The 26955-nt window shown below is 59.9% G+C and carries 24 protein-coding genes and 1 tRNA gene (1 of these 25 cut by a window edge); 19 read left to right on the top strand and 6 right to left on the bottom strand.

Annotated elements, in window-relative coordinates; all coding sequences use genetic code 11:
* The 7 genes from accC to ACWUI2_RS18500 form a co-directional block, all read left to right on the top strand.
* Positions 1–324 carry the 3' end of an acetyl-CoA carboxylase biotin carboxylase subunit gene (gene accC, locus ACWUI2_RS18530; RefSeq protein WP_486984333.1) on the top strand. 1056 nt of this gene lie to the left of the window's left edge, so the window shows 324 of its 1380 coding nt (coding positions 1057–1380); its start codon lies beyond the left edge, outside the window; its stop codon occupies positions 322–324.
* A 1-nt stretch (position 325) separates the two neighbouring features.
* Positions 326–760, top strand: a complete 435-nt coding sequence (locus ACWUI2_RS18525) for an Asp23/Gls24 family envelope stress response protein (protein ID WP_486984332.1) — start codon at positions 326–328, stop codon at positions 758–760.
* A gap of 28 nt (positions 761–788) precedes the next feature.
* The gene (locus ACWUI2_RS18520; RefSeq protein WP_486984331.1) at positions 789–1259 is read left to right on the top strand and encodes an Asp23/Gls24 family envelope stress response protein; all 471 of its coding nucleotides are present in this window, start codon (positions 789–791) and stop codon (positions 1257–1259) included.
* A 20-nt stretch (positions 1260–1279) separates the two neighbouring features.
* Positions 1280–1942 (top strand): thiamine phosphate synthase, encoded by a 663-nt coding sequence (gene thiE / locus ACWUI2_RS18515; protein ID WP_486984330.1) that lies wholly within the window; start codon positions 1280–1282, stop codon positions 1940–1942.
* Between the two features lie 78 nt (positions 1943–2020).
* Positions 2021–4624, top strand: a complete 2604-nt coding sequence (locus tag ACWUI2_RS18510) for an ATP-binding response regulator (protein ID WP_486984329.1) — start codon at positions 2021–2023, stop codon at positions 4622–4624.
* Between the two features lie 176 nt (positions 4625–4800).
* Positions 4801–5244 carry a CBS domain-containing protein gene (locus ACWUI2_RS18505; RefSeq protein ID WP_486984328.1) on the top strand — a complete coding sequence of 148 codons (444 nt, stop codon included), beginning with the start codon at positions 4801–4803 and terminating at the stop codon, positions 5242–5244.
* Between the two features lie 42 nt (positions 5245–5286).
* Positions 5287–5721 (top strand): DUF2267 domain-containing protein, encoded by a 435-nt coding sequence (locus ACWUI2_RS18500; RefSeq protein WP_486984327.1) that lies wholly within the window; start codon positions 5287–5289, stop codon positions 5719–5721.
* Between the two features lie 121 nt (positions 5722–5842).
* On the opposite strand, the gene ACWUI2_RS18495 is transcribed toward ACWUI2_RS18500, so the two are convergent.
* Positions 5843–6532 (bottom strand): MTAP family purine nucleoside phosphorylase, encoded by a 690-nt coding sequence (locus ACWUI2_RS18495; RefSeq protein WP_486984326.1) that lies wholly within the window; start codon positions 6530–6532, stop codon positions 5843–5845.
* A 97-nt stretch (positions 6533–6629) separates the two neighbouring features.
* Between ACWUI2_RS18495 and purE the strand changes: the two genes are divergently transcribed.
* Together purE and ACWUI2_RS18485 are read left to right on the top strand one after the other, a co-directional pair.
* The gene (gene purE / locus ACWUI2_RS18490; protein ID WP_486984325.1) at positions 6630–7133 is read left to right on the top strand and encodes a 5-(carboxyamino)imidazole ribonucleotide mutase; all 504 of its coding nucleotides are present in this window, start codon (positions 6630–6632) and stop codon (positions 7131–7133) included.
* A complete protein-coding gene (locus ACWUI2_RS18485) occupies positions 7130–8260 on the top strand; it encodes a 5-(carboxyamino)imidazole ribonucleotide synthase (RefSeq protein WP_486984324.1) in 1131 nt (376 codons plus the stop codon). The genes purE and ACWUI2_RS18485 overlap by 4 nt, the downstream gene beginning before the upstream one ends.
* 210 nt (positions 8261–8470) lie before the next feature.
* Here the strand turns inward: ACWUI2_RS18485 and ACWUI2_RS18480 are convergent, their stop codons facing one another.
* On the bottom strand, positions 8471–9544 hold the full coding sequence (locus ACWUI2_RS18480) for a quinone-dependent dihydroorotate dehydrogenase (RefSeq protein ID WP_486984323.1): 1074 nt from the start codon (positions 9542–9544) through the stop codon (positions 8471–8473).
* A gap of 136 nt (positions 9545–9680) precedes the next feature.
* Here ACWUI2_RS18480 and ACWUI2_RS18475 point away from each other — a divergent pair, with 136 nt between their 5' ends.
* A complete protein-coding gene (locus ACWUI2_RS18475) occupies positions 9681–10478 on the top strand; it encodes a hypothetical protein (RefSeq protein ID WP_486984322.1) in 798 nt (265 codons plus the stop codon).
* 172 nt (positions 10479–10650) lie between these two features.
* On the opposite strand, the gene hemB is transcribed toward ACWUI2_RS18475, so the two are convergent.
* Positions 10651–11673: a porphobilinogen synthase gene (gene hemB, locus ACWUI2_RS18470; RefSeq protein ID WP_486984321.1), complete on the bottom strand. Its 1023-nt coding sequence runs from the start codon at positions 11671–11673 to the stop codon at positions 10651–10653.
* A 141-nt stretch (positions 11674–11814) separates the two neighbouring features.
* On the opposite strand from hemB, the gene cysS reads away from it, so the two are divergent.
* The 3 genes from cysS (at position 11815) to ACWUI2_RS18455 (ending at position 15528) form a co-directional block, all read left to right on the top strand.
* Positions 11815–13227 carry a cysteine--tRNA ligase gene (gene cysS / locus ACWUI2_RS18465; protein ID WP_486984320.1) on the top strand — a complete coding sequence of 471 codons (1413 nt, stop codon included), beginning with the start codon at positions 11815–11817 and terminating at the stop codon, positions 13225–13227.
* A gap of 55 nt (positions 13228–13282) precedes the next feature.
* On the top strand, positions 13283–15103 hold the full coding sequence (thrS, locus tag ACWUI2_RS18460; RefSeq protein ID WP_486984319.1) for a threonine--tRNA ligase: 1821 nt from the start codon (positions 13283–13285) through the stop codon (positions 15101–15103).
* Between the two features lie 113 nt (positions 15104–15216).
* A complete protein-coding gene (locus ACWUI2_RS18455) occupies positions 15217–15528 on the top strand; it encodes a HigA family addiction module antitoxin (protein ID WP_486984318.1) in 312 nt (103 codons plus the stop codon).
* Between the two features lie 633 nt (positions 15529–16161).
* Here ACWUI2_RS18455 and ACWUI2_RS18450 read toward each other — a convergent pair.
* Together ACWUI2_RS18450 and ACWUI2_RS18445 are read right to left on the bottom strand one after the other, a co-directional pair.
* A complete protein-coding gene (locus tag ACWUI2_RS18450; protein ID WP_486984317.1) occupies positions 16162–17295 on the bottom strand; it encodes a hypothetical protein in 1134 nt (377 codons plus the stop codon).
* 73 nt (positions 17296–17368) lie between these two features.
* Positions 17369–17566, bottom strand: coding sequence for a helix-turn-helix domain-containing protein (locus tag ACWUI2_RS18445; protein WP_486984316.1), 198 nt, complete (start codon positions 17564–17566; stop codon positions 17369–17371).
* Positions 17567–17713: 147 nt separating this feature from the next.
* On the opposite strand from ACWUI2_RS18445, the gene ACWUI2_RS18440 reads away from it, so the two are divergent.
* The 3 genes from ACWUI2_RS18440 (at position 17714) to ACWUI2_RS18430 (ending at position 20933) form a co-directional block, all read left to right on the top strand.
* Positions 17714–19678: a DUF4339 domain-containing protein gene (locus ACWUI2_RS18440; protein ID WP_486984315.1), complete on the top strand. Its 1965-nt coding sequence runs from the start codon at positions 17714–17716 to the stop codon at positions 19676–19678.
* A 29-nt stretch (positions 19679–19707) separates the two neighbouring features.
* Positions 19708–20205 carry a hypothetical protein gene (locus ACWUI2_RS18435; RefSeq protein WP_486984314.1) on the top strand — a complete coding sequence of 166 codons (498 nt, stop codon included), beginning with the start codon at positions 19708–19710 and terminating at the stop codon, positions 20203–20205.
* 446 nt (positions 20206–20651) lie between these two features.
* A complete protein-coding gene (locus tag ACWUI2_RS18430; RefSeq protein ID WP_486984313.1) occupies positions 20652–20933 on the top strand; it encodes a hypothetical protein in 282 nt (93 codons plus the stop codon).
* Between the two features lie 186 nt (positions 20934–21119).
* Here the strand turns inward: ACWUI2_RS18430 and ACWUI2_RS18425 are convergent.
* Positions 21120–21194: transfer RNA gene (locus ACWUI2_RS18425), tRNA-Met, on the bottom strand.
* A gap of 375 nt (positions 21195–21569) precedes the next feature.
* On the opposite strand from ACWUI2_RS18425, the gene ACWUI2_RS18420 reads away from it, so the two are divergent.
* The 3 genes from ACWUI2_RS18420 to ACWUI2_RS18410 all read left to right on the top strand — a co-directional run bounded on the left by ACWUI2_RS18420 (position 21570) and on the right by ACWUI2_RS18410 (position 26918).
* A complete protein-coding gene (locus ACWUI2_RS18420) occupies positions 21570–22190 on the top strand; it encodes a DUF2760 domain-containing protein (RefSeq protein WP_486984312.1) in 621 nt (206 codons plus the stop codon).
* Complete coding sequence (locus tag ACWUI2_RS18415) at positions 22190–24019, top strand: Hsp70 family protein (RefSeq protein WP_486984311.1); 1830 nt, start codon at positions 22190–22192, stop codon at positions 24017–24019. The genes ACWUI2_RS18420 and ACWUI2_RS18415 overlap by 1 nt, the downstream gene beginning before the upstream one ends.
* Positions 24020–24128: 109 nt before the next feature.
* Positions 24129–26918, top strand: a complete 2790-nt coding sequence (locus ACWUI2_RS18410; RefSeq protein ID WP_486984310.1) for an Hsp70 family protein — start codon at positions 24129–24131, stop codon at positions 26916–26918.
* Positions 26919–26955 lie beyond the last annotated feature (37 nt).

Below are 26955 nucleotides of genomic sequence, written 5' to 3'. Positions count from 1 at the left end.
GGAGTCATTTCCTTGTATCACTCTCCGGGCGGGCATGGCATCCGGGTCGATTCCCACGCGTATTGCGGCTACAAGATTCCGCCCCATTACGACAGCATGATCGGCAAATTGATCACGTATGGTTCGACCCGCACCATCGCGATGGACCGGATGTATCGCGCGCTGAACGAGTATCTCGTCCGCGGAGTAAAGACCACCATTCCGTTTTCCAAGGCGATCCTGAGCGATCCGGTTTTTCGCCAGGGCGGCGCCACCACCGGCTTTGTCGAGGAGTTTCTCAAGCGTGCACCGAACAAGATCCTGAACGAAGAGAAAGAACTCTGATATGGAAAACACCAACATTCAGCCGGAATCCACCGACGAGCAAACCTCCTACGGTGAGATTAAAATCAACCACACCGTTGTGGCCAGTATCGTTCGGCTCGCGGCCCTCGAAGTGGCTGGCGTCTACGGAGTCGGCTCCGGCTTCGTCGATCAATTGGGCGGAATCTTTTCCAAACGGGAATCCGACCGCGGCGTCCGGGTCCAGGAAGACTCGGAAAGCCGCTATCAGATCGAAATCCGCCTGGTCATGGCCTACGGCAGCGAACTCGCCAAGGTCGCGCAGAACGTCCAACTGGCGGTCCGCAACCAGATCCAAACCATGACCGGCAAAGACGTCGCCAAGGTCGATGTCATCATCGACGGCGTCCGCACCCAAGAGGAAAAAAAGGAAACGCCACCACTCGAACCCCGGCATCGAAGCCCCGCCACCGACTGACAGGCGGGGCTTTCGGCCGATCGCTTTCATGGACGAACCTACCATCCTGGTCACCTACATCGAACAGCCCGGCTTCCTCATCGGCGTCGGAGCCGGTTTCATTTTGGCCGCCCTCCTCGGGCTCCTCTTCTTCCTGCTGCGCCGTCCCCCGGAAACCTTCGACGCCTTCGCCAACGATTCCGGCAAAGTCGTCGTCTCCCGCCATGCCTTGCAGGCTCAAATCCAACGCTGTTGCGAGGAATTGGGTGACATCGGCAAGGCGCGCGCCAAGGTGCATCAGAAAAACGGCGTCCTCTCCATCCGCATCCGCCTCCGGGTGAAATCCAACGCCAAACTGGTCGGCATATCCGGATATCTCCAGGAACAGATTCAACTGGTCCTGCTCAAAAACCTCGGCATGGAAAATGTCGGACCGATCGACATCGTTGTCACCGGCATCCTTCCTCCTTCCCCGGAAGAAACAAGCAGCATCAAGCCGGACGAAAAAAGCGCCGGATAAACCTCTCCGTTTCCCGACCTTTGGATAATCCGTTTCTGCCACAGATTCATCACGCCCGGTTTTACGCCATCCTCGACACCGGCTGGGTCCGGCCGAAGCACTGGAAAGCCAAATGCCGTCAACTCCTCGACGGCGGCGCCGATTTAATCCAGCTGCGCGCCAAACAGGAAACGGCTTCGCAACGGCTCGCTCTCCTCGACGAAATCCTTCCTTTATTCGAAGGCCGCTCCACCCCTTTGATCGTCAACGACGACATCGAACTCTGCCTTCGCTATCCCGATCTCGGCCTTCACATCGGCCAGGAGGACCTGCCTCCCCGCGAGGCCCGGGAGCGCCTCGGCCCCGACCGAATCCTCGGGCTTTCCACCCATTCGCCCGATCAAGCCGCCCGGGCGATCGCACTCGGCCCCGCGATTCTCTCCTATTTCGCGGTCGGCCCCGTGTTCGCAACTCCGACCAAACCCGACTACATCCCGGTCGGCCTCGACCTGGTGCGCCATGTGACCGCCCTCCGCCCGCCGCTCCCGTTCTTCTGCATCGGAGGCATCACCCGGTCCAATCTCGACCAAGTGACCGCCGCGGGAGCCCCCCGGGTGGTGATCGTGTCGGACGTCTTGTCCGATGCCGACAGCGCCCAAGCAGTTCGCGAGGTAAAAGCTGGTTTTTGCCGCCGGACTGAGTAAGATTACAACCGTTTGCGACTGTTCGGCTTGTCCGCGCGCAACACATCTCCTTCTGCAGTCGATCCATTCATTGAACGCATGAACCATAGCTTTCGAATCTTGCGCGAACTCTGGGACATTCTGGCGGTTCGAATCGCCGCGATCATCTCGGCCTCCGTCCTCCTCTCTTTCTTCCTCCTGCCAGGCGTGCGCCGGGGACTTCTTTCCCGGGACTTCCTCCCCCACGCGACCTGTTATCTCCAGGATCCGGGCCTGATCCTCCTCCACGCCGGATCGGACGCCTTGATCGGCCTGGCCTACCTCGCCATCTCGGCAAACATTGGTTACCTCGTTTACCGTGCCCGCGCGGACATTCCGTTCCACTGGATGTTCATGGCGTTCGGTCTATTCATCGTCGCCTGCGGCTTCACCCACGTCATGGCGGTCGTCACCGTCTGGCACCCGGTTTACTGGCTCTCCGCCGACGTCAAGGTCATCACCGCCGCCGCTTCCCTCACCACGGCGGTGGCTCTTCCGTTCCTGATGCCGAAGGTCTTCACCCTGATCCACTCCGCGAAACTATCGGAGGAACGGAAACGAAATCTCGAAGAAGCGAACGTCGAGTTGCGCGAACTCTACGAAAAGGTCAAAGAAATCGACGAATTGAAATCCCAGTTCTTCGCCAACGTCAGCCATGAATTGCGGACTCCCCTCACGTTGATCATCGGTCCGGCCGAACAGCTCCAGGAATCCGGCCGCCTCGATCCGGAGCAACTCGATCGCGTCCAGACCATCCGCCGGAACAGCGCCCTGCTCCTTCATCAGGTGAACAACGTCCTGGAAGCTTCCCGCCTCGAAGCACATGAGGTCAACATCACTTATCAGGAGATCGACCTTGCCGCCCTCGTCCGTCTGTCGGGATCCCATTTCGCCACGCTGGGAGACGAACGCAAAATCGATTTCTCGATAGACGCCCCCGAGAGCCTGATGGCCGAAGCGGACGCCGAAAAACTGCAACGAGTCCTCCTCAACCTCTTCGGAAACGCTTTCAAATTCGTCCCCAACGGCGGTTCGATTCAGTGCCGTCTCGAAGATCGGGGAGACCGGTGCCGCATTATCGTTCAAGACAACGGTCCCGGAATTCCTCCCCAAATGCGGGATGCCGTTTTCGAACGGTTCCGCCAGGTCGAGGGCGGCAGCACCCGTCGCTTCGGAGGAACCGGTCTCGGCCTCTCGATCGCCCGCGACTTCGTGGTACTGCACCACGGAACAATCCACGCCGAAGAATCACCCGGGGGCGGTGCCACCTTTATCATCGAACTCCCCTTGCGCGCGCCCGAAGACGCCGAAGTGGTCCGCGAAACCAATACCGACAGCCAACCGGCGCCTTCCGCCGACGTCTTACGGGGAGTCGGCGGAATCACCGCCCCCACCCGGCCCGCCGCACCCTTCAAGCCAACCGGCCGACCCCGCGTCCTGATCGTCGAGGACGACCCGGACATGAACCGTTTTCTCACCGGCATCCTCGCCGAGAACTACGATGTAATCTCCGCCTTCAACGGCCGGGAAGGCTTCGAGAAAGCGCGCGAACATGAGCCGGATCTGATCCTCAGCGATATCATGATGCCCGAAATGAGCGGCGATCAACTGATTCCCCTCCTCCGTCGCGAAAACTCGTTGCGCGACACGCCGATGATTCTCCTTTCGGCGAAAGCCGACGAAGAGCTTCGCCTTGACCTCCTGAAGAAGGGAGCGACCGATTACCTTCTCAAACCGTTTTCAATCCAGGAAGTGAAGGCCAAGGTGGCCAATTTTATCGCCCTGAGCCTCGCCCGCCGCCTCCTGCAAGACGATCTGGATACCCGGGAAGGCGACGTGGCCAAACTCGCGACCAAGACGATCGACCGGAAACGGGAACTGGCCAAGGCCCTCGACGATCAAGCCAAGGCCGAAGAGCGCCTCCAGATTTTGAATCTCGAATTGGAAAAACGAGTCGCCCAGCGAACCAGGGAACTGGAGGCCGCCAATCAGGAACTCGAATCCTTTACCTCGACCGCCACCCACGACCTCCGGGCTCCGTTAAGGACCATCGCCGGCATGGCCGACATCCTCGCCGAGGATTTCCAATCCGAACTCGGCCCCGAAGCACGGGATTATCTGGAACGAATCCGCAACAGCGCGAAACGGATGAATACCCTCATCCAGGATTTGTTCGAATACAGCCGGGTCGGCCGGGCAGGAGCCGAGCTCGGACCGGTCTCCCTCGAAACCCTTTTGCGAAACGCCCATGACTCCCTCGGCGGCGAAATCGGCGCCCGCCACGCCACGATCGAATTGCCTGCCACTCAAATCAGCGTTCTCGCCCACGAAACCCTTCTTTCCCTGGTCATTTCCAACCTCCTCTCCAACGCGATCAAATACGTCGCGCCGGACACCCGCCCCATGGTTAAAGTCGAAATCGAAGACCGGGGTGACGCCATCCGCCTCCTCGTCCGGGACAATGGCATCGGCATCGCTCCCGACGACCACCAGAGGATCTTCGAATTATTCAAACGGCTCCATACCGCTTCGGATTATCCGGGTTCCGGGCTCGGCCTCGCCATTCTCGCGAAAAGTATGGACCGGATGAATGGACGGTTCGGCGTCGAATCGACTCCCGGAAAAGGGAGCACCTTCTGGGTGGAACTGAAAAAAGCCGACTGATCTCCCTCGCTCGGCCATCAGGAGGAGACCTTTCGGCCAAGCAACCCGCGTCATCGGGGGAAGCGGTACGCGCGAATTCGGGGAGGGCGGCTTTGGCAATTCCGACCTTCGTGACTAATGTGAAGAAGAACGTCACGTTGCGAACTCCGAAATCCAAAAAAAAGAAAGGTTTTACCATGAAAACGAGCGAAATCATGACCACGCGGCCGGCCTGCGCCACGCCGGAAACCGACCTCCGGGAGGTTGCAAAAATCATGTTGGAAAAGGACTGCGGGGAAATTCCTATCGTCGAAGGCGTCGAAAACCTCCGTCCCGTCGGCGTAGTGACCGACCGCGACATCGTTTGCCGCGCTTTGGCGGTCGGAAAGAATCCGCTGGAACTGCACGCCTCCGACGTGATGACGAAGACCGTCATTTCGGTAACACCCGAAACCAGCATCGACGAATGCTGTGACATCATGGAGGAGAATCAGATCCGGCGCCTGCCGGTGGTCGACGAGGCGGGAGAGATCTGTGGAATGATTTCCCAGGCCGACATCGCTCGCCACACCTCCGAAGGCAAGGCCGCGGAAGTTTTGCGTTTCATATCCCTGCCGGCCAACCGGGCCGCCGGCCAGTAAATCGCCTATTCCACATCAACCATTCAACCGAAACCACCCACCATGAGCGCCAGAAAACTCGACGTCATCGACACCACCGTTCAGAAAACCTACGAATGGCTGGCCGACTTGCGGGAGGAACTTCACGTCGAAGACTCCCAACCGGCCTACCATGCGTTGAGCGCCGTGCTCCACACCTTGAGGGACCGCCTCTCCCCCGACGAAGTGGCGGGGCTCGGAGCCCAACTTCCGATGTTGATCCGCGGCATTTACTACGATGCCTGGCATCCGGCTAACAAACCAATGAAAATGCGAACCCAGGAGGAATTCGTCGGTTTGGTAAGACAGCGATACGGCACAATCGCCCCCATCCAACCCGAACGTCTGATCCACGCGGTCTTGAACGTCCTGGAGAAAAACATTTCCCACGGCGAAGTGGAAAAACTCCGGGCGACCTTGCCGCGGGGCATCCGCGAACTCTGGCCGAAAGCGGCCTGACGGGATCATCGAAAGGACCGGGCAAAATCCTTTACGTCAGAAATGATTCTGCCCCCAATGATTTTGTCATTAACCCCCGGTCCCTATTTCCGCGCCCACGACTCGCGGCGGGCTTCCCCGCTCACCCGCGAAACATCTCGAACAATCGCTCAAATAACAGGTTCACCTTTCCCTGATTCTCCGCGACCAACGCCCGGAACCGCTCGCCGGTGATCGCCGCCCCGCCGATCCCGTTGGCGTAGTTGTCGACCATGCAGAGCGTGTTCAACCGCACGCCCCCCTCGCGGCAGAGATCCGCCTCGCTGGCGAGGTTCATCCCGACCACGTCGCCCCACGGTTCGATGATCCGGATTTCCGCCCGCGTCTCGAAACGGGGTCCGATCATCTGGACGTAAACTTTTCCCGACTCGATCACGCATCCCGCCTTCTCCCGGATCTCCGGGATCAAATGGTTCGAGAGGTGGGGCGCCTCGTAGTTTCCGACTTCGTCGCTGAACGTCGTCGGCACGAATGAGACGTAGTCCGAACACGAAACGAACGTGCCGGGCCGGAGCTCCTCCCGCAACGATCCGACCGAATAAAGCGCGACCGCCTCCCGATACCCGAGGTCGACCAACGCCTGGATATTCGCCCGGTGATTGATCGCGTGCGGAGGCGTCACCCCCTCCCGCCCGTGCCGGTTCAAAATGACGAACCCGTCCTTTTCCCGATAGCCGACCGTCCCGTAGCGGGTCGATATTTCCGCCGCCCGCCACTCGTCGAACAAGCGCGATTTCAAAATGCTGGTGCCACTGATAAACGCCAATTTCATGCCAAACCGATTTGAGATTTGAAATGCTAAGGGAGAAATGGGAAACAGGGAAAGGTTTTTGCTCGTTTCATCACCGATCATTTTCGTTTATCAATCAATGGATTCGCACGCCGCACCCAAGCCACTCGTAGGCATCATCATGGGAAGCCAGTCCGACTGGAGCACCCTGGAGCACACCGCCGCCACGCTCGAACAATTCGAAGTGCCGTTCGAAAAGGAAATCGTCAGCGCACACCGGACGCCCGAATGGCTTTTCGAATACGCCAAAACCGCCCGCCAACGGGGGCTCCAATGCATCATCGCCGGAGCCGGAGGAGCCGCTCATTTGCCGGGCATGGCCGCCTCCCTGACCGAACTCCCGGTCCTCGGCGTGCCGGTCGAATCGAAGGTCCTCCGCGGTGTCGACTCCCTGCTTTCCATCGTCCAGATGCCGGCCGGAGTGCCGGTGGCGACGTTCGCCATCGGCAAGGCGGGCGCCACCAACGCCGCCTTGTTCGCCGTCTCCCTCCTCGCGGGCCGCGATCCCGAACTCCTCCGCCGTTTGGAAAAATTCCGTTCCGACCAAACCGCCAAGGTCCGCGAAACGAAACTGCCGTCATGATCCCTCCCGGCAAAACCATCGGCATCTTCGGCGGCGGCCAACTCGGGCGGATGACCGCCCTCGCCGCCCGGCGGCTCGGCTACCGTATCCATATTTTCGAACCGGGCGAAAACTCCCCCGCCGGACCGGTGGCCGATGTCGAAGTCAACGCTTCCTACCGCGACGAGGAAAGCCTCCGCCGTTTCCTCCAGGGAATCGAGGTCGCCACCTTCGAGTTTGAAAACATTCCCGCCGATTTCCTCCACAAGGCCGCCGAATTGCGCCCGGTCCACCCGTCGCCGGACGTCCTGCTGATCTGCCAGCACCGCGAGCGGGAGAAGTTGTTTCTTCAAAAACATCGGTTTCCCCTCCCCGGTTTCCAAGTCGTCGCCTCCGCCGCCGACCTCGCCGGAGCGATCGAGACGCTGGGAGCCCCTTGCGTCCTCAAGACCGCCACCTTCGGATATGACGGCAAGGGTCAGATCAAGATCAATCCCGGAGACGATCCTGCGGCGATCTGGAGCCGTTTCGGGACCGACCGCGGCGTAGTCGAACAATGGGTCGAATACGAAGCCGAGCTTTCGGCGATTTGCGCCGTCGGTTCCACCGGTGAAACCTCCGTTTTCCCGATCTCGGAAAACATCCACACCGATCATATTCTCGAATACTCGATCGTGCCCGCCCGGATCGATCCGAAGATCCAGAAGGAGGCCGCCGAAATCGCCCGGGAAATCGCCCGCGCCATCGGCCTGGTCGGGTTGCTGGCGGTGGAATTTTTCCTGACCAGGGACGGACGGCTTTTGGTCAACGAACTCGCCCCCCGTCCCCACAATTCCGGCCATTACAGTTTCGACGCCTGCGTCACCAGCCAATTCGAGCAACAGGCCCGGGCGGTCTGCGGCCTGCCGTTGGGCTCCCCCCGGCTCTTGAGCCCGGTGGTGATGTGCAACCTCCTCGGCGACCTCTGGGCCCGGGGAACCCCCGACTGGAATCTCGTTTTAAGTAATCCCGACGCCAAACTCCATTTATATGGCAAAGAGGATGCCCGGCCCGGCCGAAAAATGGGTCATTTCACCCTCCTCGGCGACGACAGCTCCCGGATCCTCGAAACCGCCCGCCAGATCAAGCGGGCGCTCACGCCGTCCTGAGACAAACCGCCGGGCGGCAGGATGCCACCCCTCCCAGTAAGCGCCCCCCACCCCCATCCGGGCGATGGTTGGAGTGCCCGCATTCATGCGGTCTTTGCGTCGTGAGAAGACCGGAACCAACAGGGCAAACGCTTTGCCGCCAAATCGGAGGGTTGGCTTCCCAGCCGACCAAAACCGTGCGCCCGCACCGACCGAAAACCGGGGGGGCGATTACCTATGCCACCAATCCCGTTGCCTTCCGGCGAGGGCGCGGGCCAACTCGCGGGGCAGGAACGGCCCGCGGTAAATCATTCCGGTGTAAACCTGCACCAGCGAGGCCCCGGCATCGAGCTTTTCGCCCGCCGACTCCGGATCGTCGATCCCGCCGACTCCGATGATCGGCAACCGGCCCCCGGTGGTCCGGCTGATGTAGTTGATGATATCGGTCGAACGCCGACGCACCGGCCGACCGCTCAGCCCCCCTTCCTGCTTCGCCTCGGCCAATCGGCCCGGACGGCTCAGGGTGGTGTTGGTCGCAATGATTCCGGCGAAATCGAGGTCGAAAATCGTCTGCAACACCGCGTCGATCTGGGGATAACTCAAATCCGGGGCGATCTTTACCAACATCGGAATCTTTTTCGTCCCGAGCCGCGCCGCCCGCTCCTCGTTCGCCTGCTTCAACACCTGCAACAACGACACCAGCCGCGTCTCCTCCTGGAGGCTCCGCAGATCGGGCGTGTTGGGACTGCTGATGTTGATCGCGAAATAATCGGCGTAATCGGCCAGCTTCTTAAACGAACCGAGATAATCCTCCGCCGCATGGTCGAGCGGGGTCGCCTTCGATTTCCCGATGTTGATCCCGAGCGGAGCTTGGGGACGCCCCCCTTTCCATTGCCGCTTCAACCGGCGGGCCACTTTCTCCGCGCCGTCGTTGTTGAACCCCATCCGGTTGATCACCGCTTCATCCTCGGGATAACGGAAAATCCGGGGCCGGGGGTTGCCCGGTTGACGCAGATGGGTCACCGTGCCGATTTCGACGTGGCCGAACCCGAGTCCCATCAAAGCCGGCCAAAACTTGGCGTTCTTGTCGAAACCCGCCGCCAAACCAACCGCGTTGGAAAATTTCAGACCGAAAAGTTCGACCGGCCGCACCCGCCCCGCCAAACTGTTGCACCGCCCCATCCAGCGACAGACCGGACGGAACGCGCTCAGGATCTTCATCGCCTCCGCGACGCGCTCGTGGGCCACTTCCGGGTCCATCCGGAACAGGAACGGCCTGACAGCTTTTTCGTAGCAAATACCCATCGCCCCCGGAGTCTGATCGCCGTTTTCGAAAGGGCAAGGAACGAGATAACTTCAAAAAATATTTTTTCCTAGGTTGACTACACCAAATATGCGGCTTTTTGGTGATGCTGAGTAACGACGAAAGAACCACATCTCTATGGCAAAAACATCTCCGCAGCTTGAATGGTGCATCGTCCGATTGGGGGAGGACATGAACTGGTGGGTAGACGAAATCAGCGACGACATCAATTGGGACGTCGACGGCTTGAGCATCATCGATCCCCGCCAACTCGCGCACATCATCGACCTGGTCGAACCTCTCCACGACTACGGTTTCGAACCCGATCTCCTTGAAAGCGCCTTCTACGCCTTCCGCATCAGCAAAGACCTCGGCAATGGCCGGGTGAAACTGAGCCGCACCAGCGAATCCCTTCTCGATACCGAAGACAAGATTTTCGCCCTCCCCGATATTCTCGACGAAGAAACCGGCCCCTACGCCGACTTCATCGACCACATCACCAAGTTGCGGGTCAAACTCCTCAACGACTCGATCAATTTTGAGAAGAAACTGACCGTCGACGAACTCGAGGAGGAAATCCGCGACGAGGAGAACAACAGTTTCATCGAAGGCCGCTCGGTCCACCTCTTCAACGAAGTGGTTTCGATCCTCGAATACGTTCCCGCCGGTTTTGAACTCGACTCCGTCTCCGACGACGACTCCGACGAGAGCGATGAGGACGAAGACGTCGCCGACGTCTTCCCCGACCTCGACGAAGCCGACGACGAATCGCTCAAGGAAGACGAGACGATGCGTTGGGACGAAGACGACGAGGAAGAAGAGGAAGAGGAGGAAGAATCCGACGAACGTCCCGACAGCGATGACGACGACGATTTCGACGTGGAGGACGACGAGGAGGAAGACGAATCCCCCCGCCGCGGCCGCAAACGCAAGTAAAGGGGCGCCCACGACGACACACCCCACCGCTCTGGCGAGCGGTCCCCCCCTCTCAAAGAGGGGATCTGCGTGAAAAGTTCCCCTCTTGAGAGGGGGGGACCATGCGCCAGCATGGTGGGGTGTGTTACTGTTCCTCCCTGAATAAAATCGCCTATCGCCTATCGTCTATCGTCTATCCGAGCGCAGCGCGCAACGCGCCCGCCATCTCCTTGGCGAAATAAGTCAAAATCAAATCCGCCCCCGCCCGCTTGATCGCGATCAGCGATTCGTCCCGCGTTTTCTCCAAGTCGAGCCACCCCAACCGGGCCGCCGCATGAATCTGGGCATACTCGCCCGAAACCTGGTAGGCCGCCAACGGCCGATCGGTCGATTCCCGCAAATCCCGGATGATATCGAGATACGGTCCGGCCGGCTTCACCATCACGATGTCCGCCCCCTCCTCGGCGTCGAGCGCCGCCTCCACCAACGCCTCCCGGCGGTTGGCCGGATCGAGCTGATATGTTCCTTTGTCCAACGACGGCGTTCCCGCCGCCGTGGCGCTCCCGACCGCCTCCCGGAAGGGTCCGTAATAGGCCGACGCATACTTCGCCGAATACGCCACGATGCCGGTGTCAATCCGGCCAGCCGCCTCCAACGCCCGCCGGATCGCCGCGATCCGGCCGTCCATCATATCCGACGGAGCTACGAAATCGACTCCCGCCTCGGCGTGCAACAATGCCATTTGCACCAAAATTCCGACCGTCCGGTCGTTGTCAACGTCCCGCGCGTCGGCGGTCAACACCCCGTCGTGACCGTGCGTCGTGTAGGGATCGAGCGCGATGTCGGTCATCACCACCAGATCGGGCAACGCCTCCTTCAACGCCCGCACCGCCCGCAACACCAACGTTTCCCGGTCGAGCGCCGCCGAGGCTTCGTCGTCCTTCAAACGCGCCGCCAGCCGGGGAAACAACGCCACCGCCCCAACCCCCAATTCCCGCAACTCCCGGCACTCCGCGATCAGGTCGCGGATCGAAAACCGGTTCACCCCCGGCATCGATTCCACCGCCTCCGGCGGGCCGTCGCCGTCGAATACGAAGAGCGGCGCGATCAGGTTGGCCGGCGAAAGGGTCGTTTCACGCACCAGCGAGCGGACCGCGGCGGTGCGACGCAACCGGCGGGGACGCCGGAGAAGTTCTTGCTTGAAAATATTGGACATGCTCGGTTCTTTGGTTGCGGACTTCAAAAGGGCCGACAATGATTGCTCTCTTGCGCGTTTGCAATTCATTCGACCCGGAAAGGTCGATCCTCCTCCGCCGGACCGTCCACGATCCCGGCTTTTATTTTTCACGGTTTTCGCATGACCATCCGTCTCTACGATTCTCTCAGCCGATCGGTTCGCGACGTGTCTCCCTCCGAGGGCGACACCTATCGCTTCTATTGCTGCGGGCCGACCGTTTACGGCCCCGCCCACATCGGCAACTTCCGCACCTTCGTGCTGCAGGATGTCTTCCGCCGGACCCTCGAAGCGACAGGCCAACAGGTCCGCCATGTCCGCAACCTCACCGACGTCGACGACAAAACCATCCGCGAATCCCGCGCCTCCAACCAATCCCTCGGCGACTTCACCCGGCATTGGACCGATAAATTCCACCAGGACTGCGAGGCGCTCAACCTCCTCTCGCCCCACGTGGAGCCGGCCGCCACCGAGCACATCGACGCCCAGATTCAACTGGTCGAAAAACTCATCGCGAAGGGCCACGCCTACGCCACGCCCGAAGGTTCGGTCTATTTCCGCGTCTCCTCCTTCCCCGACTACGGCCGCCTCTCCCGGCTCCAGGAACGGGAGATCCGCACCGGCGCCTCCTCCGGCGACGCGTCCGGACCGGTCGACGCCGACGAATACCAGCGCGACTCCGCCGCCGATTTCGCCCTCTGGAAGGCCCGCAAGCCGGAAGACGGCGACGTTTTCTGGCCGAGCCCGTGGGGCGAAGGCCGCCCCGGCTGGCACCTCGAATGCAGCGCCATGAGCATGGCCTACCTCGGCGAAAGTTTCGACATGCACGGCGGCGGGATCGACTTGGTCTTCCCCCACCACGAGAACGAGATCGCCCAAAGCGAGGCTTGCACCTGCAAGACGTTCGCCCGGCATTGGTTTCACTCGGCCCACCTGATGGTCGAGGGACACAAGATGAGCAAAAGCCTCGGCAACCTCCACACTCTCGCGGATGTCCAGGCGAAAGGCTTTTCCCCCGCCGCCCTCCGTTACGTCCTCCTTTCCGGCCACTACCGGCAACCGCTCAACTTCACTTGGGACTCCCTCCACAGCGCCGAAAGCGCCATCGAGAAACTCGCCCGTTTCCGCGAGGCCCTCGCCGCCCGCGCGGGTGAAGAATCCGGCTCGTCCGATTCCGCCGACTGGGCTTCCTTCGCCCCGGCCTGGTCCGCGTTGTCAGAGGATTTGAATACGCCCGCCGCCCTCGGAGCGGTCTTCGGCGCGATGAAGAACGTCGCTCCAGCCCGCCTTTCGCCGACCGAGGCCCGCGCCGAACTCGACGCCTTCGACCGGCTCCTCCGGGCGTTCGGCATCGCCCTGCCCGAAGCGGAAGCCGCCGCCGAAGCCCCTCCCGAAATCACCGCCCTCGCCGAAGAGCGCTGGCAAGCCAAACAACAGCGCGATTTCGCCGCCGCCGACCGCCTCCGCGACGAACTGAAAGACGCCGGCTGGCTGGTCCGCGACAGCAAAGGGGGATACACTCTGGAACCGGTCTGATCCCCCGAATCCCAGTTCCCAAATCCAAAATCCAAATTCCAAAATCCAAAATTTCATGACTCCTCTCGAAGAAATCCGTCACTCCGCCGCCCACGTTCTGGCGACCGCGGTCCTCCGTTTGTTTCCCGATGCCAAACTCGACATCGGCCCTCCGACCGACTCCGGGTTTTATTACGATTTCGACCTCGACCACCGTTTCACCCAGGAGGACCTCGAAGCCCTCGAGGGAGAGATGGCCAAAATCGTTAAGGAGAACCAACGGTTCGAACGCAAGGAGGTCACCCGCGAGGAGGCCCGCCAATTCTTCGAGGAGCGCAAACAGCCCTACAAGCTGAGCCGCCTCGACGATATTCCCCCGAACGAACCGGTCAGCTTCTACCAAAACGGGGAGTTCGTCGACCTCTGCGCCGGCACCCACGTCCGCTACACCAAACAGATCAAGGCCTTCAAGCTCCTCAGCATCGCCGGAGCCTACCACCGGGGCGACGAGTCCAACAAGCAACTCCAGCGCATCTACGGCACCGCCTTCCCGGCCAAAGAGGAACTCGAGCAGTACCTCGAACGGCTCGAACTCGCCAAACAGCGCGACCACCGGAAACTCGGCCGCGAAATGCGGCTGTTCCACATCGACGACGCCGTCGGCTCAGGGATGATTCTCTGGACTCCGCGCGGGGCGATCGTCCGCCAGGAATTGCAGAAATTCATTTCCGAGGAACTTTTCCGCCAAGGCTATTCCCAGGTCTTCACCCCGCACATCGGACGGCTCGATCTGTTCCGCACTTCCGGCCATTTCCCTTACTACCGCGAATCCCAGTTCCCTCCGCTGGTGGAACATGATTTCCTGGAGAAACTGGCCGACGAAAAATGCTCCTGCGCCGACCTCTCCAGCCGGATGGCCAAGGGCGAGATCGACGGCTATCTCTTGAAGCCGATGAACTGCCCGTTCCACATCAAGATCTTCGACTCGGCCCCCCACTCCTACCGCGACTTGCCGGTCCGACTCGCCGAGTTCGGCACCGTTTACCGCTGGGAACAATCGGGCGAACTGAGCGGGATGACCCGCGTCCGCGCCTTCACCCAGGACGACGCCCACATCTTCTGCACCGAGGACCAGGTCGCCGACGAGGTCAAAGGCTGCCTCAGCCTGGTGAAGATCGTCCTCCGCACCCTCGGCATGGAGGATTACCGGGTCCGGATCGGCCTCCGGGACGTCGATTCCGCCAAATACACCGGCGATCCGGCCAACTGGGACAAAGCCGAGGAGGCTTGCCGCCAGGCCGCCAAAACCCTCGGCGTCCCGTTCACCGAAGAAGCCGGCGAAGCCGCGTTCTACGGTCCGAAGATCGACTTCGTGGTCAAGGACGTGATTGGCCGCGAGTGGCAACTCGGCACCGTCCAGGTCGATTACAATCTCCCGATCCGCTTCGACCTTTCCTACATCGGCCCCGACAACCAGCCCCATCGTCCGGTGATGATCCACCGCGCGCCGTTCGGCTCGATGGAGCGTTTCTGCGGGCTCTTGATCGAACACTTCGGCGGCGATTTCCCGACTTGGCTCGCCCCGGAACAGGTCCGCATCCTGCCGATCAGCGAAAAGGTCGCCGACTACGCCGGCCAACTCCAGGCCCGGCTCCACGCCGCCGGAGTCCGCTCCAGCGTCGACGAACACTCCGACAAACTCGGGGCCAAGATCCGCCGCGGCCAACTCGACAAGGTTCCCCATCTCCTGGTGGTCGGGGCCAAAGAGGCCGAGCAGGAACAAGTCTCCCTCCGCAGCCGCGCCCAGGGCGACGAAGGCACTCTCCCCTTCACGGACTTCCTCACCCGCATCCAAGCGGAACTCAAGGACCGCACGCTTACCACGGCACAGAAGTAAACTCCGGGAAGTCGAACGGCCGAACCGCTAGGGTGCCATGAACGTTCTGCGCCGATAAATGTGGAGCGGTCCGTGCCTTGACCGGCGACTCGTATCCTATAACGTAGGTGGATATGGTTAATCCGCCGATTACTCCGGGAGAGATCCTCAAAGAAGAATATTTGGAGCCGTTGGGGCTTTCGCAAAATGCGTTGGCCCGGGCGATCGGAGTCTCCCCGCGGTCGATCAACGAGATCGTTTTGGGACGCCGCGCGATTACCGCGCCCATGTCGATTCGCCTCGGTGCGTATTTCCGGCAGAGTCCCCGGTTCTGGCTAAACATTCAGACCGAGTGCGACCTGCGCCGCGCTCTGCGCGATGAGAAGGAGTTGACTGCGGGCAACATCATCGGCTCGCTCGCAAGCTCCCTCCCTGAACCGCTTTAACTCCCCTCCGCTCCAGCGGCACGGATGCCCTCGCACGGATCGCGCCACCTGCAAGCCGGTGTCACGCTCCCTGCTTCCCTCCAGTTCGTTTCACCGCACAGGGCTCTTATGTCCAATAGCCTGACGCTTCGCTTTTCCTTCGTCAGTCCAAGTATTCCTTCCTCAGGCGGCGACTGGACATAAGAGTGCCATGTTCGCTTCCGGGACCGGGACCGTCTCTGCTCCGCTTCGGGCTTCCAAAATCAGCAGTCGCTCCGCTCCAAGTGGAAGGAAGACGGCCCACGCATTCGCTCTCGCTTCGCTCGGGGCCTGAAGTCGGCAAGCCCCCGCCCCCGCCCTGGTCACAGGTCATCGCTCGTTTGATCCCCGTTTCGAAGCTTCTTTGACTCCAGAGCCTCCCAGTGTCGTCGCCAGGCGGCCCCTATGGATAGAGGGGCCTTCCCCCGTTGTCGAGCGGCGCGGTTGCCCCGCGCTGTTGCGCGCTTCGCTTGCCAGCGCCTGAGCGGCTCCGCCGCTTGACTTGCAGCAAAGCTGCATTCGTCTCTGACGGCCGAAGCCGTCAGAAATAAGCAGCCTTCCCGCGCCGACGCCGGGGTCATCAAACAAAGTGTCCACGTAAGGCTGCCATCCGGATCAATCCTTCAACAAAAAGTTCCACGGTCCCAATCCTTGCCGCCACCAGACAATCATTTCCCCCCATGCCACCCGCAGAGAAAACGATTCTCGCCTTCCGGTATGGGTATTTGTAACCATATCCCGCCACGTTACATGAACTTCAGGTCCGCGCTCGACCGCATCATCAGGTCTTCGCCCCACAAGAGCTAAGAATCGGTCGTAACGGTAATCGAGCCCTTGGATGAGGCTGACGATCTCATTCGCTGAAAGATCGCCGTTTCGGAGACTCTCTTGCAATGCCTCTGCTGCCCGTATCCGTGCAGCTTGCATCTGATCCTCGCGCTCTTGCTTCGCCTGAAGGCGTGCTATCATTTCCCGCTCTCGCTCAGCATACGAACGATCCGTTTCGACGCTCTGAAGGAAGCTTTGCGCAAAACCTTCATTCTTTTGACGACTCGAAAGAAAAGCTACCTCGATCTCAGATAGGTTATACAAAAAATCGCCCCACTGACCGACCACGGCTTCCTTAAACCGATCAAACTCCAAAGGCGCAGTCCTGGCATCACGGTGAAGAGCAGCCTGGTCTTTCCAGCTTGAATGAAGTTGTTCGACGGAAGACAGAAGGCTCTCACAAGCCGAAGACGACAGAAAAAACGTCGATACCTTTGGATAATGCACTTCCCATCCCGTTTCAGCGTCAACAAAGACCCAGTGATCGTTCTCTGTTCGGGTGATTGGCACTAGGTGCTTTGAACCGTGAAAGAGAAATACCCTGGCCTCTTGCGAAATTAACGATTCAACCATTGGCGAATCAGACACTACTCGCCCAAATCTCGCTCGATCGTGCGGAGCGACTTCGACAAGCCACATGAGCAGCCCTTCGATCCGATCCCCGGTCAGTTGTTCGCCCCTCACAACTCCTGAATGATTCACCAGAATGCCCCATCGATGGTCACGGAACAAACGGAGCGGTTCATGTGCGCTTAATCGATACTTTACAACTTCACCATCTTTGGTGACCGGTAGAATCCGGCCCTGTTTTAGACCAACAAACCCTAAGGCACTAACGTCAGTCTCGGCAATAGCGGACGAGGACACCTTTCCTGCGAAGAGGATCAGAAGAATCAAAAGGTAGAACTTCCTGGATTCCATGGAGTCCAGTTTACGGGTGAGTTCTTCTACCTCAACAAAATCTCATCGTGTCGCCCGATTCTTTTCGTCAAAGTCAAACAGTTCCTTGAGTTCGACCCCCCAGTGCCTCGGCCAATCTTTCGCATCCCTCAAGCGAAGGAAGATTCACTCCCCGTTCCACCAATCCGACAAAATCTACCGAGTAATCGCTCGCTTCGGCTAGCCGCTCTTGCGTCATCTTCCGCCTTCTGCGGAGTGTCGCAATTCGCTGTCCGAGCCTTTTTCTGAGCACGGAGTCATACTACGAGTTTTAGAAATGATCGAACACTGAACAGCGAACAGCGCTACGGATTTTCATTGACGCGTTCTCTTGGGAAGCAGAGGCTTACCCTCGGGTGCATCCGCCCTTGATGAATTTCTTTCCGGACCCAACTTGTTTATGGCGAGCTTCTTCTACTCGGTCGATGGGGAAAATGTGGAAGGACCGATCTCGGAATCGGCTCTGCTTGAGGCGTGGTGGTCTGGCGCCCTTCCTGACACAACCCAAATTTGCGCCGACGGGCAGGAGGGGTGGCAGCAGATTTCCATTGCCTTTCCCCAGGCGTCCCGGCGCCAACCAAGATCGAAATCCAAAAAGACCCGTTTGCTGGCGGGTCTTGCGGGAATCCTGCTTGTCGCAGTGGCCTACACCATCTACGGACAGCGAAGCCCAAACGATCCCTCGGGGAATCCGGTTTTTGGTCTTGAACTAGTTGCCACCGCCACCTTGGACCGCATTCCACCCCCACCGAGCCCAGAGAAGCTGACCATTCCTGTGACCGTTGAAGGACTGGAAAAACTTGGCTACAGAAATATCCGCCAGCTTGACGAAGTTCCAGAGGTTATGCGCGGCCCCAGATACGTCCTATCGGCGAAGCTTCACAAGCCTGACGGCGAGATCGAAGAATTTCCGGAGCTGGCTGATGATTACTGGGATATCATCACGGTAGATGTGGGAGCGAAAGAGGTAAAGGAGTTCACGGGACTCGCTGGCCACTATCACCGCGTCTTCCACGGGAATAATGAGGACACGCAGCTCTTGGTCCTTGAAACCCGCCTTTTTACCTTTTTTATCATTGGCCGCGATCTTGAGCACGGACGGCAGTTTATTGCGACGATCCCCCACTCAAACGAGGCTTCGCGGGTGGTTTCCGAGGTCATGAAACCCATGCCAGCAAGGGAACTCCAAGCATTTTTCCAAAGCCGATTTCACATACTACGCCTCCTTCGGAATATCCCCGAATCCCAGCGGGGCACTTTCCCGATTAAGCAAGAAGCTCTGCACCCAGGTGTCCAGCCGCCGGCAGTCACCGTAGAGCCACTGTCAATTGAGTTCGAGCGAACCGAGAAGCAGATCGGTCGCAGCGGGCGCTATCGGATCGCTGGTGCTTACCAGATCGAAACTCCAACAGGCCCCGGAACGTTCCTCCTCCTATTCTTCGACGACGAACTCGTCTTTTTCCTCATTCCGGGATCGGAAACATCCACGCCTCAAGTGATCTCCTACTTCGATTTGCGAAAGCGAGAGCCAACGATGCTTTGGCTCGATCGTTCAGCTGTCGATGTGGGGGAGCTTCTGGCCTCGTATGGTTTCGACAGCATTCGAGAGCTTGACGAAGTTCCGGAGCGATACCGAAGGGCTTTTTGGACCTACATGAGTCAGCCCGACGGTGGCGAGGTTGCCCGGTTTTACGATGGATGGCTGAGGAAGGAGTTCTTGCAGAATGCGATCCGCGATCTGGAGGAAGCGGGTCGACCGGAAGTTCGCATCACTTACGTGGCATTGGCTGCGAAGAGCGGAGCAGAATATCTCGTTGTCACCACTGAGGAGGAGGCTTTCGTCATACATCCTTTGCGTTCCGACAATCTTCGAGTCGTTGACAGATTTTTTCTTTTTTCGAAGCAGCGGACCCGGCTTCTTACGGGTCACCAAGCGGGTCTGCACCCGAGGGGTGACCGGTTTTGGTGGCTGGATGATTTCAGTTTGATCACCGACTACCTGAAGCAGTTTGGCCTTCGAAATTTTCAGCGAGTCGCGAACCCGCCACCCCATGTACGCGGTCCGATCTACTCCTATGGTCCCCGCACCAGAGGAGCCTCAGGCTGGGGCACGCTGATCGGGGAGATCCGGGAGCGAAACATTGACTTTTTGGATGTCAAGGATCAGCCGTTCCGCTTCGTGGCACACGCAACCTCTGAAGAAGGAATCGACTTCATCGTTATGGTCTTTGGCAAGCACCTGATTCTGTTGAGCAACTCTAGCCATCGGGTGCAAAGGCACATTATTTTTATCGATCTGGAAACGAATCGACGGACACGCTATGAAGTGGCTCCACCGCGCTCGCCGTTTCGCTGGGAACGATGACGAGGCTTATCGGCGCTGACCACGAACCAATGAAACCTTACATTATCCGCTTCCTCCTTCTCGTTCTCATCTCAGCTCATAGCCTCGCCGACCTTCTCGCCCAGGGGGGATCGACGGGCAATGTTGATTGGGCTGTCACGCGTGTTTTCTCGGTCTCACGGTCCAACCCTGCGGCCCACGCAGAGTTTCCCCAAGCCGAATTATTTCAGATTTTTGACTTGGTTCAGGAACAGTATGAATTAGGTCGTGATGGGAAGCCCGTTGCTCTGTGGATCAGGTCGGAATGGCAGCCATTCGAGTTAAGAGATTATACCATTCTTCAATCGCTTTCGCCGGAACGCTACTTGATCGCCCAAGGCAGAACATTCATTGCAGTTGTGGAAGCGCCCGACGAGAAAATCAAGGACGGGTTTTCCGAGGATGGTATACGCGCGAAGGACATGTTCAATACGTTAGGCGGGACGGAACCGACGCCACCGTTCCTCTTATCCTCCCGTTTCCTCGTCTCATCAACAACCCGAGAGTGACCATCAGCCGCGAGAAGTTCGTCGAACTCCTAAAGGAAGGACATGAATTTGAAGTCATCATGCGAGGCAGATCGAGGTGCAGCCAGTGCGCGAATCGGAGCCGGTTCATCCGTTTGAAGGAAAATGAACCCTTCGAATGTGCCGTTCAAAATCCAAGGAGTGGCCACGACGCGAGGTGGGTGCTCTATCGAGTCAGATGGTCATGAACGGTCCCGCACGATATTTTCCAACGGAGAATCTGATTTCCGGCATCGGAGAGAGAAATCAGGGAGACTCCCCTGGTGTTCCGCCCTTGGCACCAAGCCGATTTTTTCAAAAATGGGGTAGCCCATCCTGCCGATCAAAAGTGACTTTGAAAGTCAGATTCACTACTTTGAAACGGGAACGGAGCCCGAAAGCGACCGAACTTGCGGCTTTCCTGATTCAAACATGAGGAGATTGAAGATATGAAAAGCACCCTGATCGTCTCGATGATCGCACTGGTGGGGACAGGAAGTTTCGCCCTTTCGCAGGGAGTCACAGTTTCGGAGGTCCAGGTTGTCCAGGCGAGCCAAACGAAATCGCGGGTAACCGTGACCGGGAGCGGAAGCACGAAAGAAGCAGCTCGCAACGACGCTGAGCGCCAGGCAAGGGCGCGAGCGGGCCGAGGCAAGCCATACACCGTAGTCGATGCGAAATACCGCTTTACCGGCGGTCGGCATTACTGCCATTTGACCATCGAGTTTTGATCTACCGCCGACGTCCCAGACGAAAAAAGTTACTCACTCAGCCGGGCACCGGTGCCAAAAAGGTGCCACAGAGGCGCCGAAAAATGCCAAAAAATGCCTAAAACTTTGGCACATCATAGCACTAAAAAAGCCTCCTACGAGAGGAGGATTTCGGCTATAAATTACTGATATTCAGTATCTTAGGAGTGGTGCCAGAGGGCGGATTTGAACCGCCGACCAAAGGCTTATGAGTCCTCTGCTCTACCGCTGAGCTACTCTGGCAATCGGGAAAGAGGAAAAAGAAAACACGATCACCGGCCAAGTCAATGGATTTTAGGTTTTCGAACGGATTTTTCGACGAACGGACAGGGAGCAACGCGCTTCAGCCGTCGTCGTCTGGACACGCGGGGTTTCGACGATCGCCGCCACCGAAAGTCTTCGCCTAAAGGACGAAGCTCCGGCTTTCGCTCTGAAACAGGGAGCGACGCGCTTCAGCCGTCGTCGTTGGACGTACGGGAGTTCCGGGCGACCACCGTGCCCGACACTTTCCGCCTAAAGGACGAAGCTCCCATTTCCCAATTCTTATCCCGCCAAAACTCGACTTTGACGGCGGGACGGTTCAACATAAAGGGTTTAACACTTTATCACACTTTTCTCATGCGAATCATCATTGCCAGCATCCTTATTCTCGCGATCAACGGGGCCGCCTTCGTCCCCGGCCTCGAACAGCTTCGTCCGTGGATTCCGATCATTTCGGCCGTCATCGGCCTCTATTTGTTGATCCAGGGATTTTTCCTTTTGAACAAATCCAGCGCCGCATCCCCCCCTTCCCCTGCACCGACCCCCGCCGCGCCGGAGGTGAAACCGAAGGAGCGCGACCGCGAGATCGACGCCCATCTGGTGCAGTTTCTCGGACGCCTCCAGGAAAAGGGGAGGTTCGTCGATTTCGTCATGGACGACATCACTTCCTACAGCAACGAACAGGTCGGGGCCGCCGCCCGGGTGGTCCACCAGGGGTGCTCCCAGGTGGTCAAAGAACACTTGACCATCGCGCCGGTCCACGCCGGACAGGAGGGGTCGCAGGTGACCTTGGAAAAGGGATACGACGCCACCAGCTACCGGGCGGTCGGCAAACTGGCCGGCTCCCCGCCGTTCTCCGGCGCCCTGCTCCATCACGGGTGGAAGGCGACCCGGATTGAGCTTCCACGCTTGGCCGAGAAACCGGCCACCTCCGGCGATCTCATCGTCACCCCGGCTGAAGTCGAAGTTAAGTCCTGATGAGCAAGAAACATAGCCTCGGCATCGATCTCGGCACTTCGAACTCCGTCGTCACTTTGGCGCCCGACGGCTCGGCCGAACTCCGGGTCGTGCCGGTCACCCAGGTCGTCGCCGCCAACGCCATCGGGGAACGCGATCTGCTTCCGTCGGCGCTCTACATTCCGCACCCCGACGAGTTTCCCGCCGGAAGTCTCAAGCTGCCTTGGGGCGATCATCCCGAGGGGGTCGCCGGTTCGTTCGCCCGCGAACATGGCGCGCTGATCCCCGACCGGCTGGTCACGTCGGCAAAATCATGGCTTTGCCAACACCACGCCGACCGCAAAGCCCCGATTCTTCCATGGAATTCCGATTTGGAGTCCGGCAAAATTTCGCCGTTCGCCGCCTCCGCCCATTACCTTCGGCATCTCAAGGAAAACGTAGCCCACCATCTCGGCGACAACGCTCCCCCCGAAGAGACCAAGGTTGTCATCACCGTCCCGGCTTCGTTCGATGACGTCGCCCGGACCTTGACGCTGGAGGCCGCCTCCGAGGCCGGTTTCCAGGAACCGACTTTACTGGAGGAACCGCTCGCCGCGTTTTACGCCTGGCTGGCCGAGACCGGCGACACCTGGCGCGACCAGATCCGGCCGGGCGACCTCGTCCTGGTCTGCGACCTTGGGGGCGGCACTGTCGATTTCAGCCTGATCGCCGTCTCCGAGGAAGAGGGCAACCTCGCCCTCCACCGGATCAGCGTCGGCGACCACATTCTCCTCGGCGGCGACAACATGGACCTCGCCCTCGCCTACACCGTGCGGGCCACTCTAGAAGCCGCCGGCACCACCTTGGACGACTGGCAATTCCTCGCCTTGATCCATGGTTGCCGCGCGGGCAAGGAGGTCCTTTTGCAGGACGAATCCCGGGATAGTTTCCCAATCTCGATTCCAACCCGGGGATCCAGTCTGTTCGCCAAAACGGTCTCCACCCAACTCACCCGCGACCAGGTCCAGGCGGTGGTGTTGGACGGTTTTCTTCCGCTCACCCGGCTGCAGGACCAGCCCGCCCCCCGCCAGTCGGTCGGCTTGCAGGAATTCGGCCTCGCCTACGCCGACGACCCGGTGATCAGCAAACACCTCGCCCGGTTTCTCACCCGAAGTCTGGCCAACGTCCGATCCAACCAGGACCTCGCCGCGATCACCGGTTCCGAAGCCTTGAACGGGGAGTTCCTCCGTCCGACCGCCGTCCTCTTCAACGGCGGCGTCTTCAACGCCCCGGTCCTCCGGGAACGCGTCCTCCAACTCCTGCGGACTTGGTCGGGCGACGACGGTATCAAGGAGTTGACCGGCGGGCACCTCGACCTCTCTGTTTCCAAAGGGGCCGCCCATTACGGCCGAATGTCCCTCACCGGCGAGGGCCTGCGAATCCGGGCCGGGACGGCGCGCTCCTACTACATCGGTCTCGGCGCATCGATGCCGGCCGTCCCGGGATTCAAACCTCCCGTCAAAGCGGTCTGCGTCGCCCCTCAGGGAATGGAGGAAGGGACCGAGCAGGCGTTGGAATCCCGCGAGTTCGGTCTGGTCACCGGAGAACCGGTCACCTTCCGTTTCTTCAGTTCCTCGATCCGCGCCGGAGACCAGGTCGGAACCATCGTCGCCGACGCGGAACGAGAACTGGAAGAAACCGCCCACCTGCAAATGACCCTGGAAGCCGTCGAAGGGATGCCCGCGGGCGACGTAGTCCCGGTCCAACTACATTCAAGCGTCACCGAACTCGGCGCCCTCGAACTCTGGATGCACCACACCGCCTCCGGCAAACGCTGGAAACTAGAATTCAACGTCCGCGGCGAGAACTGAATAGTGGACCACCGAAGACACAGAATACACGGAAATACCTAAACTAATGCCTCTTCCCCATTCCGTGTCTTCCGTGTATTCCGTGGTTCAATACTGATTTTTGTCTTCCATGAATTCTCCGCGCTACACCATCGGCATCGATCTCGGCACCAGCAACTGCGCCCTTTCCTTCATCGACACCCGGGATCAGGCCGGACAGCCGCAAATGCTTGGTATCGAACAACTGGAGACAAGTTCCAGTTTGGCCGATTCGCCGATCCTTCCGTCGTTCCTCTACTTCCCGACAGACGAGGAAGTGAAAGCGATGCCGCAAAAGGCCGCGATCAAACTCCGCAACCAACCGGTCGTCGCCGGTCGGTTCGCCCGGCACCAGGCCGGAGCCCTGCCGGGACGGGTGATCCACTCCGCCAAGTCGTGGCTCTGCCATGGCGGCGTCGACCGCGAGGGACCGATCCTCCCGTGGCACTCCGAAGAGATCCCCGCCGCCGAACGGTTCTCCCCGGTCGAGGCGAGCGCCCATTACCTCGCCCTCCTCCGAACCGCTTGGAGCGACGTCCACGGATCGAACCGCGACGCCGCCTTCGAGAAACAGGACATCGTCATCACCGTCCCCGCCTCCTTCGACGAAGCCGCCCAACGGCTCACCTTGGAGGCCGCCGCCCTGGCCGGATTTCCCCGCCAGGTCCGGTTACTCGAAGAGCCGCAAGCCGCCTTCTACCATTGGCTCAACCGCCACGGCCAGGGACGGGATTTGCTCGAATTGCTCCCGCGCCTCCAAGAGGAAACCCAAACCATCCTGATCTGCGACATCGGCGGCGGCACCTCGGATTTCAGTTTGTTCGCGGTCGATCCGCTCCCCTCGGCCGACCGCGTTCCGGCGATCCGCCGGGTCGAGGTGAGCGACCACCTTCTCCTCGGAGGCGACAACATGGACCTCGCCCTCGCCCATTCGCTCGAAAAGAAGCTGACCGGTCCCGGACAAAAACTCTCCTCCGGACAATGGGCTTTCCTGATCGCCGAGGCCCGCCGTCTGAAGGAACGGGCGCTCGGGGACGAAACGAGCGGCCCCGACGAGACCTTCAACGTCTCCATCCCCGGAACCGGCGCCAAGTTGTTCGCCGGCACCTTGACCGCCCAGATCACCCGCAAAGTAGTCGAGGATCGGATCCGCGACGGGTTTTTCCCGCGCTGCCAAGCCGACGAACTCCCCGACCGCACCTCCTCCGGCTTGCAGGAGTTCGGACTCCCCTACGCCGCCGATCCTGCGATCACCCGTCACATCGCCGCCTTCCTGCGTGGTCGACAAATCGACGCCGTTCTCTTCACCGGTGGAGCATTGAAACCCCGCTCGATCCAGGAACGGCTGCTCGCGACCCTCTCCGATTGGCAACCCGGCCACCCGATCGCCCATCTCGCCAACGACGACCTCGACCTCGCCGTTGCCCGCGGAGCCGCCTGCTACGGCGAGATCCTCCACCAACCGTTCGGCCGGATCACCGGCGGCTATCCACATTCTCTTTACCTGGAGATCCAAACCCGCGGCAAAGAAACCGCCCCTCGCCTGGTCTGCCTGCTCCCGAAAGGGTTCGAAGAAGGCGACGCCAGCCGCATCGACACCCTGAATTTGAAACTGCTCGTCGGGAAACCGGTCCGGTTCCAACCGTATTTCTCCACCTTCCGCTCCGACGACAAACCGGGCGACGTCATCGACCTCGACCCCGAGTTATTCCGACCGCTCCCGTCGCTGCAAACCGGCATTTCCTTGCGGGAAGGCCTGACCAAACCGGCCGACGGACGCCTCTCCGTCGCCCTGGAGGCGACCCTGAATGAACTCGGACTCCTCCAAATCACCTGCGTCCACACAACCGCCGACGAACGTTCTTTCCGCTGGGACCTCGACTTCAACCTTCGCCGGGCCGCCTCCGCCGACGAGTCCGGAACCTCCTCCCCCGGCGAAACCGGCCCGGGCGTCCCGGAAGAAAAGATCGCCGCCGCGCTCGAACGGATCGAAACGATCTATTCCAAAAAGAAGGCCAAAGATGCCTCCGACCTGAAACCCCGCAAACTCCTCCGGGAGTTGGAGGAAACCCTCGGAGCCAAAAAGCAGGATTGGAACCTCCTCCTGCTCCGATCGCTCTGGCCCCCCCTCCAGCAAGGCATGACCTTGAAAAGCCGTTCCCCCGATCATGAGGCGACCTGGCTCAACCTCGCCGGCTGGGTGCTCCGTCCCGGATACGGCGCCGACCTCGATCCGTTCCGCATCGACGAGCTGTGGCGACTTCAAGGGCTCGCGCTCTCCTTCCCCAAGGAGAAGCGGGTCGTCAACCAATGGTGGATCCTCTGGCGCCGCGCCGCCGGCGGACTCGACCGGGAACGGCAGGAAATCCTCCTCTCCCCTCTCCTTTCATCCTTTGAAAACAAAAGCGCCGACGGAGCCGAACTCTTCCGCTTCGTCGGCTCGTTGGAACGGATCAACCAGGAAACCAAAAGCGAACTCGCCCGCCATCTGGTCCGTATTATCGAAAGCGGCAAAGCCCGCGCCACCGGCGACGCCATTTGGGCGCTGGGACGCCTCCTCAGCCGGACCCCGCTCTACGCCGGCCCCGACTCGGTGGTGCCTCCCGCCGTCGTGCTCCAGGCGTTCGCCCAACTGGAAAAACTCGACTGGACCCCCGCCTTGACCGGACTCACCGAAACCTTCGCCCGGGCCGCCCGGATCACCGGCCTCCGTCACCACGACCTCGACGACGATTCCCGGACCAAAATCCTCCAAAAAATGCGAGCCTCGGGAGCCCGCCCCGAGCAACTCCGGGTGGTCGAAGAATACGTCCCGTTGGAACTCTCGGACCAAGCCGAACTCTTCGGCGAATCGTTCCCGGCCGGACTGATCCTCTTTTGAGACCTCGATTTCAATCCGGTTTGTGGAAACCCAAAAA

This window comes from Verruconatronum alginivorum (genome assembly GCF_056590205.1).
The sequence above is the reverse complement of the archived record's forward strand: the minus strand, read 5'-3'. Positions and strand labels throughout refer to the sequence as shown.